The following is a 12,503-nucleotide window of genomic DNA, read 5'->3' on the forward strand; positions in this document are numbered from 1 at the left end:
GGCTGTCATTCTTCTGTAGGCTCGAGACCGCCATGGACGTGACTCCCCCCTCTACGCTCCGCCGGCTGGGCATCGCCCTGGCCGGGCTCGCCGTCGCCGCCCTCACCGGGGCCGCCTGCGCGCTCTCGTTCGACGACCTCAGGGCTCTCGCCGTGCGCGGCGAGGCCAGGCCGGATCTGGCCTACCTTTACCCGGCCGGGTTCGCGGCACTCCTGGTGGTCGCGCTGATCGGCGTGCTGCTGCTGCGTTCGGCGCGGACGCTGGTCCGCGTGCAGGCGGCGGTGGTGCTGGTGCTGCTCCTCGTGGCCGCGGCGGCAGCGGACGCCGCGGTGGCGCTGCGGGTGGAGTTCCAGGTAGCGCCGACGGCCGTCGGCGTGGCGATCGCGCCGTGGGTGATGCTGGCCGTCGCGCTGTGGCTGTGGCTGCTGCTGATCAAGCACGTACAGGATCGCCGGACGTCCGGCGCCGACGAGCGGCCGGACGAGGACGACATCGTGCCCTTCCACCGGGCCCCGGAGAACGCCCCCGAGATCACGCCTGAGACCGCCCCGGCCGCTCTCCAGCAGGCTGCCGCGCCGGCGGCCGAGGAGCCGCGGGGCCGGCTGGAGCCCACGCCGGTCGTCGGCCCCACCCCCGCCCCGGAGACCCCGCCCATCTCGGAGCGGGTGACCCACTGGCAGGCTCAGGAGCCCAAGGCCGAGGAGCCCAAGGCCCCGGAGCCCGAAGCCACGGAGCCCGAGGCCGACGAGCCCGAGCTCCAGGAGCCCGAGGTCCGGCGACCCGTGGAAGCCGCTCCTCCGGAGATCCTGCAGCCACAGGAGGAGGAGCCGCGCCGTCCGGTGCGCTGGGGCGACCGGGTCAAGCCGACCGACGTGCTGGTCCACCCCAAGGCCGCCGGCAAGGACGCCGACACGCAGCCCGTCCCGGTCGTCGCCGACGTCCCCGATCCCGCGCACGGCCCCGAGGCCGCCGACCCGCAGTCGAAGGACGACGAGCGCGACGCGCTGGAGGACACGGCCCCCCATCCCGTCGTCACCCGAGCCGAGGCCGAGGCCCCGTCGGGCCGCCTGCGCAGCACCCCGCTCCCGCCCGAGGAGTGAACGGAACGGGCCCGCCCGGCATGACCGGACGGGCCCGCGAGAAACCGTGGCGGCGTCAGATGCTTCGTCCGCTGCCGCTGCCGCGGCGTAGCCCGGCGACCAGGCCGACACCCACGATGGCGAGCACGACCTGCATCACGAGCTCGATCCAGTCGATGCCGGAGGTCGTCTCGACGCCGAGCACCTGAGCGATCAGCGTGCCGACGAGGGCTGCGACGATGCCGACGACGATGGTGAGGATCCACCCGATGGCCTGCCTGCCGGGAAGCAGGAGACGACCGATCGCGCCGATCACGGCGCCGATCACGATGGCGCCAAGGATGGATTGGATTGTCATGTCACAAACCTCCCCGTGAGGGTGAGCCGTTCATCCTCACGGGGTGGTGGCTACCCGTGACACGACGAATATGCGCGACGGTAAAGAATCGGCAGGTCAGGCGGTTGTGCGGCCGGTTCCGGGGCCGCCACGCCGACCGCTGGTCGCCATGCGGGCCACGATGGCCACGCCTATCACCGCCAGCGCGAGCTGGAGCAGGTGTTCGATCCAGTCGATGCCTCTGGTGTCGGCCCAGCCGAACATCTGGGCGATCAGGGTGCCGAGCAGGGCCGCCACGATGCCGACGATCAGCGTCAGACCGATGGACATGTTCTGCCTGCCGGGCACCAGCAGCCGGGCCAGTGCTCCGACGATGGCCCCGATGACTACAGCGGAAACAATCGCGCCGATCATGTGTGACTCCCCCCGAGACGTTCACATGTCTCAAGGGGGCCTACCCGGCAAAAGTGAAGTTACCCCTGAAAGACGGCGGCCCGTACCGCGCCAGTGACGGGCCGCCGTCGCCCATGGACACCCCGGCAGAGAGGACGCGCGAGTCTCAGGAACGGTTGTCTCAGGAACGGTCGACGACGAGCGCCGTCGCGACGGCCGCGACGCCTTCGCCGCGCCCGGTGAGGCCGAGCCCGTCCGTGGTGGTCGCGCTGAGGCTCACAGGAGCCCCCAGAGCGGCGCTGAGGGCCTTCTCGGCCTCCTGGCGCCGGGGGGCGAGTTTGGGGCGGTTACCGATCACCTGGACGGCCACGTTGCCGATCTCGAACCCGGCGGCGCGCACCTGGCGCGCGGTCTCCTCCAGGAGGGCGGCGCCGGACGCGCCGGCCCAGCGCGGGTCGGCGGTGCCGAACAGTCCGCCGAGGTCGCCGAGCCCGGCCGCCGACAGCAGGGCGTCGCAGGCCGCGTGGGCGGCGGCGTCGCCGTCGGAATGGCCGGACAGCCCCGTCTCGCCCGGCCAGTGGAGGCCGGCGAGATGGAGCTCCCGGCCGGATGCGAACGGGTGGACGTCGACACCGACGCCCACCCGTGGAATGTTCGTGTTCAGGAGTTGAGAACCTCGTCGAGCAGGGCTTCCGCCTTGTCCTCGTTGGTCTTCTCCGCGAGCGCGAGCTCACTGACCAGGATCTGGCGAGCCTTCGCGAGCATGCGCTTCTCCCCCGCGGACAGGCCGCGCTCGCGGTCCCTCCGCCACAGGTCGCGAACGACTTCGGCGACCTTGTTCACATCGCCGGAAGCGAGCTTCTCAAGATTGGCCTTGTAACGGCGAGACCAGTTGGTCGGCTCTTCCGTGTGCGGCATCCGCAGGACGTCGAAAACCCGCTCAAGGCCTTCCTGACCGACAACATCGCGCACACCGACGAGTTCTGCGTTTTCGGCTGGCACCTGGACGGTAAGGTCGCCCTTGTCGACCTTGAGCACCAGGTAGGTCTTTTCCTCACCCTTGATGGATCGCTTCGTGATTGCTTCGATCCGAGCAGCCCCATGGTGGGGGTAGACGACAGTGTCGCCGACCTGGAAAGTCATGTGACAAGTACCCCTTCCGCTGTACTCCAGGGTACCACGCATCCACAGGCTCCCGGAACAGTGAAATCATCATAACTGCAGGTCAAAGCCGCATATTGGGGGTTGACAAGCGGTCAAGCGTATGAATCGCATATCCGGACATGGCTAATGACCTGCGGGGGTGCGGATATGACCATGGAATCGGATCGATATGGTAGGCGCTGCCCATCCCGCACGCGCGAGACCCAAGGAGAACCCGCCCGTGACCAGCCGTCGCTGGATTGTCGCCGCCGCCGCGTTCCTGGCTGCCCCCGTACTCGCCGGCTGTTCGGTTGGATTCGACGCCAACACCAACAAGCCCTACGCGCCCGTCGAGGGAGCGGCCCTCATCGAGCAGGGCAGCTACGGAAAGCAGACCGTCCACATCCCTCAGGCGTTCATTCTCGGCCCCGACTCCGGCGGCCAGATTCCCTGGCGTGGTTCCGCCCCGGTCTACCTGCACATCCTCAACTCCTCGGGCACTCCCGACAGCCTCCAGGCCGTCAGCGCGGGCAACGCCGCCACGGCCAAGCTCGCCGCCCCCGTGCAGCTCCCGAGCAACCAGCTCGTCGACACGGGCAAGCCGAGCCCCCAGATCATGCTGGAAGGCCTCTCCAGGGCCCTCAGGGGCGGCGAGAGCATCCGCCTGGACCTCCAGTTCGCCAACGCCGGCGTCGTCTCCATGAACGTCCCTGTGGTCACGCGCAGCCGCGAGTTCGCCCAGTACCCGGCCGTCCCCGGCGCTGTCCCTCCGCCGACGCCCACTCCCACCCCGTCGGCGCCCGCGGAAGAGGCGCACTAAGACACGGCAAAACCTCTGTTTCCAGTACGGGATCCCGTACTGGAAACAGAGGTTTTCGTGTTGTATGCGGCTATTCCTCGACCGCGTCGAACTTGTAGCCGAGGCCGCGCACGGTCAGGATGCAGCGCGGGTTGGACGGGTCGGCCTCGATCTTCGCGCGCAGGCGCTTGACGTGCACGTCGAGGGTCTTGGTGTCGCCCACGTAGTCGGCGCCCCAGACGCGGTCGATGAGCTGGCCGCGGGTGAGCACCCGGCCGGCGTTGCGCAGCAGCACCTCCAGCAGCTCGAACTCCTTGAGCGGAAGCTGCACCTGCTCGCCGCGCACGGCCACGACGTGGCGGTCGACGTCCATCCGGACCGGGCCGACGGCCAGCACCGCGGTCTCCAGCTCCTCCACGACGTCGCCCTGTCGGCGCAGCACCGCCCGGATGCGGGCGACGAGCTCACGCGAGGAGAACGGCTTCGTCACGTAGTCGTCGGCGCCCAGCTCCAGGCCCACGACCTTGTCGATCTCGCTGTCCTTGGCCGTCAGCATGATGACCGGGACCTTCGAGCGCTGCCGCAGCGAGCGGCACACCTCGGTGCCGGGCAGGCCGGGCAGCATGAGGTCGAGCAGCACCAGGTCGGCGCCGCTGCGGTCGAAGGTGTCGAGCGCCTCGGGCCCGGTCGCCGCGACAGAGACCTCGAACCCCTCCTTGCGCAGCATGTAGGACAGGGCGTCGGAGAAGGACTCCTCGTCCTCCACGACCAAAACTCTGGTCATCTGACCGTCTCCAGGGGAATCGAGGGTGGTGCGGGCAGCGCCGTCCCGCCGAAGGCGGGCAGGCGCAGCGTGAAGGTCGAGCCGGAGCCTTCCTTGCTCCAGACGGAGACCTCGCCGGCGTGCGCGGCGGCTATGTGTTTGACGATGGCCAGGCCCAGGCCGGTGCCGCCGGTCGCCCGGGAGCGGGCGGCGTCGACGCGGAAGAAGCGCTCGAAGATGCGTTCCTGCAGCTCCTCGGAGATGCCGATCCCCTGGTCGCTGACGCTGATCTCGACGCTGTCGCCGGCGGGCCGCGCGCTGATGACCACGCGGGTGTGCTCGGGGCTGTAGACGATCGCGTTGTCGATGAGGTTGCGCAACGCGGTGACCAGCAGCTCGTCGTCGCCCCAGATGCGCAGCCCCTCGGTGCCGCCGGAGACGAGCGTGATGTCCTTGGCCCCGGCCCTGGTGTTGCAGTAGTCGATGGCGTCCTGGACGGCCTCGTCGATGGAGACCTGGCCGGGCGTGGGGATGGCCTCGGCGCCCTGGATCCTGCTCAGCGTGATGAGGTCCTGGACCAAGTAGGTGAGCCTGGCGGCCTCGTGCTGCATGCGGCCGGCGAAGCGGGTGACGGCCTGGGGGTCGTCGGCGGCGTCCTGGATCGTCTCGGCGAGCAGGCTCAGCGCGCCCACGGGGGTCTTCAGCTCGTGGCTGACGTTGGCCACGAAGTCGCGCCGCACGGCCTCGACCCGGCGGGACTCGGTCTGGTCCTCGGCGAGGACGAGCACCTGCCCGTAGGAGCCGAGCGGGGCGACGCGCACCGCGAAGCTGGTGGTCTCCTGCCCGAACTTGTGCCCGGCGACGTCGATCTCGGTCTCCCGGATCTCGCCGTCGCGGCGCACCTGGCGCGCCAGCGCGAGCAGCTCGGCCGCCATCAGCCGGTCGCCCTTGACCAGCCCGAACGCGCGAGCGGCCGAGCTGGCGCGCAGCACCCGATCCTGGCCGTCGAGCACCACGGCGGACGAGGGCAGCACGGCCAGCACGGAGGCGACGCCCTGCGGCAGCGCACCGGGGTCGTTGTCGGTGGCCGCACCGGCCCGGCTGGGCGCCTCGATCTGATTGCGGTAGAACAGCACCGCGAGAGCCCCCACGACGAAGCCGGCCAGGGCCGCGAAGCTCATGGCCATCTCACTCATGTCTTCGATGGTAGGCGGCGCCACGCCGAGCACACCCCTCTCACCTGCGGATGAACCCGGCTTTCCCGGAAAGTTCATCTCGGCGTAGGAGTTCGTTCATCGACGCCCACATACGGTGACGACATGCGCGACGCGTACCATGAAGAACTTGATTCCCTGACCGACAAGCTGGTCGAGATGACCAGGCTTGTCCGCTCGGCCATTTCCCGGGCCACGACCGCCCTGCTCGACTCCGACCTCCAGCTCGCGGAGAGCGTGATCTCCCGCGACGAGGAGGTGAACGCGATCTTCGCGGACATCGAGGCGTCCATCTTCGACCTGATGGCCAGGCAGCAGCCGGTCGCGGTCGACCTGCGGATGGTCGTCACGGCGCTGCGCATGGGCACCGACCTGGAGCGGATGGGCGACCTCGCGGTGCACGTCGCCAAGGTGGCCCGGCTGCGCCACCCCGACTCGGCCATCCCCGCGGAGATCCGCTCCACGATCGTGGAGATGGGCCAGATCGCCGAGAACCTGGTCACCAAGGCCGGCAGCTGCGTCGCCTCCCGCGACGTCGAATCGGCCCTGGAGCTGGAGCAGGACGACGACGCGATGGACCGGCTGCACCGGCGGCTGTTCAAGAACATCCTGGGCAAGGACTGGGCCCACGGCGTCGAGCCCGCCATCGACATCACGCTCATCGGCCGCTACTACGAACGTTACGCCGACCACGCGGTCCGCGTCGCCCGTGACGTCGTCTACCTGGTGACGGGCTCCCGTCCCGGCTGAGCCCCGGCGATCAGCTCCGTGGCGCGGCGCATCGCCGCCCGCACCTCGGCGGGCGCGTCGCCGCGCTCCAGCGCGGCGAGCGTCGCCGCGCTCACCGCCCCCACCGCCGCGCCCACGAGCGCGGCCGCCCCGATCGGGTCGAGTTCGTCCGGGTACGCCTGCCGCAGGGCCTGGGTCAGCTCGTGCTGCGCGGTGACGTAGCGGTGCAGCAGCCGGGCCTGCAACGCCGGGGCGGTGGCCGCCAGCCGGACCCGTAGCTGCGCCAGCCCGCTCGTCAGGTCGGCGTCCCAGGCGTTGCCGATCATCTCCTCCATGGCCCGCGCGACCACGTCGGCGGGCCTTTCGCCTTCCCCGCGCTCGGCGACCACGCGCAGCCCCAGGTCCACCCGCACGTCCGCGTTGGCGAACAGGACGTCCTCCTTGGCCTGGAAGTGCAGGAAGAACGTCCGCGTCGACACCTCGGCCGCCTCGGCGATCTCCGCGACGGTGACCTGCTCGAAGCCCCGCTCCTCGAAGAGCCGGACGGCCGCCTCGACCAGCGCCTGCCGTGTGCGCTGCTTCTTGAGTTCCCGCAATCCCGTCATGCCCGCAAGTTTAGTACATCTGATGTAGTAATACATTGGATGTAGTCACTTGGAGAGAGGCAGGACCCCATGGGCAGTCTTGACGGGCGCGTCGCCCTCATCACCGGAGCGGGCCGCGGCATCGGCCGCGAGGAGGCGCTGTTCTTCGCAGCGGAAGGCGCCAAGGTCGTCGTCAACGACCCCGGCGTCGAGATCGACGGCAGCGGCGGCGACACCGGCGTCGCCGCCAAGGTGGTCGAGGAGATCGTCGCGCGCGGCGGCCAGGCCGTCGCCAGCACCGACAGCGTCGCCGACTGGGAAGGCGCCCGCCGCATGGTCGCCACCGCCGTCGACACCTTCGGCGACCTGCACGTCGTCGTCAACAACGCCGCCGTCGAACGCAACCTCGGCCTGGCCGACCTGGGCGAGGACGAGTTCGACGACGTCGTGGCGGTGAAGCTCAAGGGCACGTTCGCCGTCACCCGCTGGGCGGCCCGCCACTGGCGCGAACGGTACGAGGCCGGCGACCGCGCCGACCGCGCCGTGATCAACACCTCGTCCGGCTCCGGGCTGCTCAACCCGCTGCCTACCCAGGCCTCCTACGCCTCCGCGAACGCCGGCGTGGCCGCCCTCACCACCGTCGCCGCCCTCGAACTCGGCAGGTACGGCGTGCGGGTCAACTGCGTCTCGCCGTCCATGGCCCGTACCAGGCTCACCCTGGAGGTGCCCGGGATGGGCGGCGAGCCGCCCGCCGAGGGCTTCGACCCGCTGCACCCCGCCGCCGTCGCCCCCATCGCCGCCTACCTGGCCTCCGCCGCGTGCCCCCGGACCGGGCAGGTGCTGTCCGTCAGAGGCGGCACGGTCACCGTGAACCAGGGGTGGACGGCCGGGCCGGCGGTGCACAGGGACGGGCCGTGGACCGTCGCCGAGCTGGCCGAGGAGCTGGGGGCGGTGCCCATGGAGGACCCGTACGACCGGCTCGCCGAGGCGCTCGGCGGGGCGCTGGGGGTTTCGGGGCGGGAGCAGTTGCAGGGGATGATCAACGCGCTGCTCGACCGGCGCTGACCGCCCTGCGGCGGTGCCCGCACCGCCGGCGATCCTTCACCTGCGAGGGGCCTACCGGCCCCTCGCGCTCCCCGGCCGTTCACCGTACGGCTCGGCCCATCCTGAACGGCGCCACGTTCAGAAGCGGAAGCCGAAAAGGCCACCGGTGACCTGGTCGGTCAGGTGGGGCTCGATGACGTACGGGGCCGCGTCAAGGCCCGCCGAGCCGGCCTTCCGCAGATCGTCGGAGTTGATCGTGACGACGTACTGCATTCCTTCGGCCGCGGTCACCTCCGCGGCGAGCTGCAACGCCCGGACGATCTGCCTCTCATCCACGCCGTCGTACAGATGACTGTCGTGAACCAGGAAGTCAGGACCACGCCCGGCCCTGTGAGCTATCACCGAAGCGGTCAGGTCGAAGCAGAAGATGACCATGTTGTGGATGCCACGGCTGCCGTCATCCTCGATACGGGGCTCGATACGCATGCGCTGCTTCGTGGGGCTGAACGTCAGGTACGGATTCTTGCCGTCGCCGTACAGGCGCCTCGCATACTGGTTGAACAGCGCATTGGCCTCCCGGGTCGCCGCGTCCCTGTCTTCGAGGTCAGTGACCATCTCCTGTTCCAGCTCCAGTCGCTTGGCGTCGATCTCGCGCCGGCTGGCCTCCAGGGCCTGCGCCGCCTGGAACCTGTGCCTGAGCGATTCGAGATGTGCCTGCTCGCGTGCGAGGGCGTACTGAAGCGAGGTGAGCGCGTCGAGCGCCCCGCCCGAGTTGAGAGTGCGCAACAGGGCCGCCTGCCTCTCACCGAGGCGCTGCCGGGCCAGGTTGCGCTCCGACAGACGCTCGCGGAGGCGGGAGGCCTCCTCGCTCAGGTGCTTCTCGCGATTTCTCACCACGGTCTCGTGAAACACGCGGACATCGTCGAACCGGCGTCGCACCTCCTGGCCGAGGATGACTCCGAGCTGGCGGTAGGCGGTCTCGAGGTAGCGGTCATCGGGCTCCACGACGTCGGCCATCGCCCGCTCCATGTCCTGAAGATTGCGGCGTTCGATGGCCTCCTCTGCCCGGAGGTCCCTGATCTGCTGATCGACCTCATCGGCTTCCCGGCGGATGTTCTCGTACTCCGGGACCACCTGAAAATCGGCGATCTGCCTTTCGAGCTCGGCGAGACGCTGCTCGACGGCTCCGATCTCACCGCGGAGCTCTGCGGAACGACCGACGATCTTTCCCCACACCGGATCCTTGGCCGCCTCGACCAGCTTCTTCCTGGTGGCTTCCTGATTGGAGAGCAGCCGGTATCTCGCCGCCAGGCCCACGTCCAGCCCGAACAGATGGCACAAATTGAGCATGGAATCATGCGGCGACTGCTGGCCGAAGGTTTTCGTGGGCTCCAGGAAGCCGCCGACGTCGACTCTTCTGATGGCGAAGGACAGGAGCGTTCTACCGCTGATGTCGAGGTTCTGGGATGTGGCCCCGTAGAGATCCCGCTCGATCACCCACTGCCAGTCCTTGAGCGATATCTCCGCGGGCCGATCGAAAAGACCCGTCGGCGTCCCTCCGGTGACGTCCGGGTCGACCACTATCTTGTTCGGCCTGCCGACGGCGCGCGTGACCACCAGCGGCTCCGACCTGCCCGGCCAGTCCAGCTCCAGCGTGAACACGTGATCACGCAGGCTCGGACTGGTCCACAGCGCCTTGTTCGCGTTCTGCGCGCCCAGGACGAAATGCAGCAGCTCTATCATGCTCGACTTGCCGGAGCCATTACGGCTGTCCGTGTCGGTGGAGGCATCGGTGCGCTCGGCCACGACAATGTTGAGACCGGAGCGGAATTCGACGGCCTTGAATCTCGAGTCGTTCGATCCCAGGCTACGGAGCATCGCTGCGCGCCCGGAAGATCAGGACATCCCGCTCCAGCTCGACGAGCCCCATCGCGAAAAGCAGATCAAGGGACAGCGCGAACCACCAGAACGTCAGTGGGGCGCGATGGTCGTTGGCCTCCCGCCACGCCAGGAGGCGGCGCCATGCCTGATTGATGGTCACCGGCTGCCGCTCAGTGGCGATCACGATCTGCGCGCCGACAGCCAGCAACGCACGCTGGGGAGCGACGCCCTTGGTCGGCACGATCACGCGAGCACCTCCACCCCTGTCTCAGGAGCCCACCCCGCGGGCGGCACCTTGAAGATCTCACACTCCTCGAAGAAGTACATCAGGACGACGAGCGCGTTGAGCTCCATGGGCGACCGTTGCGAGGCGTTGCCGAGGATGTGACGTTCGAGCTGCCAGAGGATTTCGTCCGCGTCAGCACTCGCCCGGGCGATCATCTCGTAGTGCGCCCGGAACCCCGCCGCCACCTCGTCGCGCTCGTTCGGATCCAGGCGTCCCCGGTAGTACTCCTCCACGTGTTTCACGTACGGCAGCGCAAGACAGAGACGATGCCTGACGTCCCAGGAAAATCCGTTGTAGTCCATCTTGGTCAGAGGGGGCCTGGGAATCGCGGGCAGGTCTTCGAACGGACGGCGAAAGGCCGCCAGATGGTCCAGCAACGGGATGAGCTCGTCGAGTACGACGCTGACGGCCACCGGAGCAGCGGGGAAAGGGCCCAGGAAGTCTTCCACCTGCCACCTCTCCATCCGGCAGAGCCGGGTGTAGAAGTGGGTTCTGCCGAAGTTCTCGAAGGTGAGCTCCGGATAGTGCGTGCGCGCCCCTGCCAGCAGGGACGCCACCTCGGGATGGATGCCCCGCCGGTCGCTGTGGACGAAGACGAAGGTGTGAAACTCGTTCTTGCGCTGCTCCAGCGCTTTGAAGAGATCGCTTTCGAACTTGTCGGCGATCTTCGCAGGTGTCACCGTCTGCGGTGCGTAGCAGGCATAAAGCTTGCGGTCGGAGAGCAGCAGTCCATCCGCTCCCTGGTCACCCCTTCGTCCCGCGGTCCGGACATTGAGAAAGCCGGGCTCCGAAACACACATGACCCTGTGGAAGAACTCTTCGAACGCCTCGCCGTGCAGGTCGTCGAGCTTCGCGTGGAGCATGAACCTGACCGACGAGCGCTCCCAGAGCTCCACAACTCCCCCACATAAATCACCGGGCGCGATCGCGCGATCATGTCAAGGGTACGAAGGATAGCCTGGCAGGATTTGAATCGTTGTCGATTTCCACTTGCCCATCCCTTGGGTCGAGTATCAAGGTGCTATTTGTGCGCAGGCGCGGAGTTTGCTCTTGAAATCGGTCGCGCTGGAGAGCTGTCATGGGCCTCGGTGAAGGTGGTGAAATGGCGCCCGGCGCCATCCACGACCCGACGGCGGGCCTACGCCAGCCCAGGCATCAAGGCTTGGGCGGCACCCGCGCCATCGCCACGTTGAAGACCTGGAAGACTCCTGACCCGGCTGTGCCGGCTACTCACGATGACGGCGCTCACGGTTGATCTATTCTTGGCTTCCCACTGTGCGAGTAAGTCGAGGCCATATGAGTTACGCAGCACTGATCCGGCCCGTGGTCGACCGGGTGTACGCGGGGTTCCGGGGCACAGGGCATGAGCGCGTCCAGGCTGTCTACGACGCGTACAAGATTCGGCCGGGCTTCGAAAGGAGCTTCTATTTCGGCCTGCTGGCCCGGCCTATGCCTGCCGAAGCTTTCGCGGCGGTGACCACGTACTCCGGCTCGGACATGACCGACGAGCTGGCGCAGGGTGTGGCGGAGGTCGACGGTGACGGAACGTGGCGGCTGACTCCGCTCGGCCGGGAGTTGGCGCTGGAGGTGCAGCGCACGTACGCCGATTGGGCTGAGGTGTACTGGGACCAGAAGCTGGTCGAGACGATGCCGGGCCTCACCGTGGTGCCACGGCTCGCCGAACTGGTCGGCCGCCTCCTGGAGGCGGGTCAGGCCACCGGTGGTCCGGCGTTCCGGGCGGTGGCTCCGGTGTACGAGCCGGCAGACGCCTCCCCGACGCTCCGCCTGACCAGCCGCCTCGGGGCGCTGCGCCACCACCGGGGCGACGCGCACCGGGCCGCCTGGTCCGCCGCCGGGCTCACGCTCGCTCAGTTGAGGGCACTGCCCGCGGACAGCCCGCAGCGGCGGGAGATCGAGGACGAGACGAACCGGCTGGACGAGCCCATCTACCAGGCGCTGTCACAGGGGGAGCGCGACGAGCTGCTGGCCGGCCTGGGAGCCCTGCCGGGCTGACCAGCCCAGAGGGGCTCCCACAGAGCGCGTCGCACAGCGGTCCCTCTTTGAGGAGCTGCCCCGCAAAACACATGACCCTTTGAAGCCGAACTCGCGCAACCGGCCGGGGAGCGCGAGGGGCCGGCAGGCCCCTCGCCGGGGGTGGGGGGGGGTGCCCCCCCGGAAAACAACCCCAGTTCCCGCGGTCGGAATAGCGTCGGGTGGGGTAAGAGGGGTATTTATTTGGGGTTGATAAACG

The 12,503-nt window shown here is 68.7% G+C and carries 15 protein-coding genes; 5 read left to right on the forward strand and 10 right to left on the reverse strand.

Translation table 11 applies throughout. From position 1 onward, the window contains the following. Positions 1-38 precede the first annotated feature (38 nt). The gene (locus tag AB0G11_RS43585) at positions 39-1,100 is read left to right on the forward strand and encodes a hypothetical protein (RefSeq protein ID WP_357592762.1); all 1,062 of its coding nucleotides are present in this window, start codon (positions 39-41) and stop codon (positions 1,098-1,100) included. A gap of 55 nt (positions 1,101-1,155) precedes the next feature. On the opposite strand, the gene AB0G11_RS43590 is transcribed toward AB0G11_RS43585, so the two are convergent. The 4 genes from AB0G11_RS43590 to AB0G11_RS43605 all read right to left on the reverse strand — a co-directional run bounded on the left by AB0G11_RS43590 (position 1,156) and on the right by AB0G11_RS43605 (position 2,952). Then, on the reverse strand, positions 1,156-1,437 hold the full coding sequence (locus AB0G11_RS43590; RefSeq protein WP_219515705.1) for a GlsB/YeaQ/YmgE family stress response membrane protein: 282 nt from the start codon (positions 1,435-1,437) through the stop codon (positions 1,156-1,158). A 96-nt stretch (positions 1,438-1,533) separates the two neighbouring features. After that, on the reverse strand, positions 1,534-1,830 hold the full coding sequence (locus tag AB0G11_RS43595; protein WP_357592764.1) for a GlsB/YeaQ/YmgE family stress response membrane protein: 297 nt from the start codon (positions 1,828-1,830) through the stop codon (positions 1,534-1,536). A 160-nt stretch (positions 1,831-1,990) separates the two neighbouring features. Beyond that, entirely contained in the window at positions 1,991-2,452 is a 462-nt protein-coding gene (ispF, locus tag AB0G11_RS43600) for a 2-C-methyl-D-erythritol 2,4-cyclodiphosphate synthase (protein WP_219515735.1), read from the reverse strand. Positions 2,453-2,469: 17 nt separating this feature from the next. Further along, on the reverse strand, positions 2,470-2,952 hold the full coding sequence (locus AB0G11_RS43605; protein WP_043624891.1) for a CarD family transcriptional regulator: 483 nt from the start codon (positions 2,950-2,952) through the stop codon (positions 2,470-2,472). Between the two features lie 241 nt (positions 2,953-3,193). Between AB0G11_RS43605 and AB0G11_RS43610 the strand changes: the two genes are divergently transcribed. Beyond that, entirely contained in the window at positions 3,194-3,772 is a 579-nt protein-coding gene (locus AB0G11_RS43610; protein ID WP_308126136.1) for a copper chaperone PCu(A)C, read from the forward strand. A 70-nt stretch (positions 3,773-3,842) separates the two neighbouring features. Here the strand turns inward: AB0G11_RS43610 and AB0G11_RS43615 are convergent, their stop codons facing one another. Next, a complete protein-coding gene (locus AB0G11_RS43615) occupies positions 3,843-4,535 on the reverse strand; it encodes a response regulator transcription factor (protein WP_357592766.1) in 693 nt (230 codons plus the stop codon). After that, complete coding sequence (locus AB0G11_RS43620; protein WP_246646578.1) at positions 4,532-5,710, reverse strand: ATP-binding protein; 1,179 nt, start codon at positions 5,708-5,710, stop codon at positions 4,532-4,534. The genes AB0G11_RS43615 and AB0G11_RS43620 overlap by 4 nt, the downstream gene beginning before the upstream one ends. Before the next feature lie 123 nt (positions 5,711-5,833). Between AB0G11_RS43620 and phoU the strand changes: the two genes are divergently transcribed. After that, on the forward strand, positions 5,834-6,478 hold the full coding sequence (gene phoU / locus AB0G11_RS43625; protein WP_219515778.1) for a phosphate signaling complex protein PhoU: 645 nt from the start codon (positions 5,834-5,836) through the stop codon (positions 6,476-6,478). Here the strand turns inward: phoU and AB0G11_RS43630 are convergent. After that, complete coding sequence (locus AB0G11_RS43630) at positions 6,448-7,062, reverse strand: TetR family transcriptional regulator (RefSeq protein WP_219515781.1); 615 nt, start codon at positions 7,060-7,062, stop codon at positions 6,448-6,450. The genes phoU and AB0G11_RS43630 overlap by 31 nt on opposite strands. A gap of 69 nt (positions 7,063-7,131) precedes the next feature. Between AB0G11_RS43630 and AB0G11_RS43635 the strand changes: the two genes are divergently transcribed. After that, entirely contained in the window at positions 7,132-8,106 is a 975-nt protein-coding gene (locus AB0G11_RS43635; protein ID WP_357592768.1) for an SDR family NAD(P)-dependent oxidoreductase, read from the forward strand. Between the two features lie 117 nt (positions 8,107-8,223). On the opposite strand, the gene AB0G11_RS43640 is transcribed toward AB0G11_RS43635, so the two are convergent. The 3 genes from AB0G11_RS43640 to AB0G11_RS43650 form a co-directional block, all read right to left on the reverse strand. Then, positions 8,224-9,891, reverse strand: coding sequence for an ABC-three component system protein (locus AB0G11_RS43640; protein WP_357592770.1), 1,668 nt, complete (start codon positions 9,889-9,891; stop codon positions 8,224-8,226). A 61-nt stretch (positions 9,892-9,952) separates the two neighbouring features. After that, entirely contained in the window at positions 9,953-10,213 is a 261-nt protein-coding gene (locus tag AB0G11_RS43645) for an ABC-three component system middle component 6 (RefSeq protein ID WP_219515861.1), read from the reverse strand. Then, on the reverse strand, positions 10,210-11,148 hold the full coding sequence (locus AB0G11_RS43650; RefSeq protein WP_357592771.1) for an ABC-three component system protein: 939 nt from the start codon (positions 11,146-11,148) through the stop codon (positions 10,210-10,212). The genes AB0G11_RS43645 and AB0G11_RS43650 overlap by 4 nt, the downstream gene beginning before the upstream one ends. 400 nt (positions 11,149-11,548) lie before the next feature. On the opposite strand from AB0G11_RS43650, the gene AB0G11_RS43655 reads away from it, so the two are divergent. After that, positions 11,549-12,265, forward strand: coding sequence for a hypothetical protein (locus AB0G11_RS43655; protein WP_219517859.1), 717 nt, complete (start codon positions 11,549-11,551; stop codon positions 12,263-12,265). Positions 12,266-12,503: the final 238 nt, after the last annotated feature.

This window comes from Nonomuraea sp. NPDC023979 (assembly GCF_040639085.1).
GTDB lineage: Bacteria > Actinomycetota > Actinomycetes > Streptosporangiales > Streptosporangiaceae > Nonomuraea > Nonomuraea ceibae.

What these genes read in the sequence shown, in the direction of transcription:
- AB0G11_RS43620 (WP_246646578.1), bottom strand. Translation starts at nt 5,710, where the DNA reads ATGAGTGAGATGGCCATGAGCTTCGCGGCCCTGGCCGGCTTCGTCGTG.
- AB0G11_RS43605 (WP_043624891.1), bottom strand. Translation starts at nt 2,952, where the DNA reads ATGACTTTCCAGGTCGGCGACACTGTCGTCTACCCCCACCATGGGGCT.
- AB0G11_RS43590 (WP_219515705.1), bottom strand. Translation starts at nt 1,437, where the DNA reads ATGACAATCCAATCCATCCTTGGCGCCATCGTGATCGGCGCCGTGATC.
- phoU (WP_219515778.1), top strand. Translation starts at nt 5,834, where the DNA reads ATGCGCGACGCGTACCATGAAGAACTTGATTCCCTGACCGACAAGCTG.
- AB0G11_RS43630 (WP_219515781.1), bottom strand. Translation starts at nt 7,062, where the DNA reads ATGACGGGATTGCGGGAACTCAAGAAGCAGCGCACACGGCAGGCGCTG.
- AB0G11_RS43615 (WP_357592766.1), bottom strand. Translation starts at nt 4,535, where the DNA reads ATGACCAGAGTTTTGGTCGTGGAGGACGAGGAGTCCTTCTCCGACGCC.
- AB0G11_RS43595 (WP_357592764.1), bottom strand. Translation starts at nt 1,830, where the DNA reads ATGATCGGCGCGATTGTTTCCGCTGTAGTCATCGGGGCCATCGTCGGA.
- AB0G11_RS43635 (WP_357592768.1), top strand. Translation starts at nt 7,132, where the DNA reads ATGGGCAGTCTTGACGGGCGCGTCGCCCTCATCACCGGAGCGGGCCGC.
- AB0G11_RS43655 (WP_219517859.1), top strand. Translation starts at nt 11,549, where the DNA reads ATGAGTTACGCAGCACTGATCCGGCCCGTGGTCGACCGGGTGTACGCG.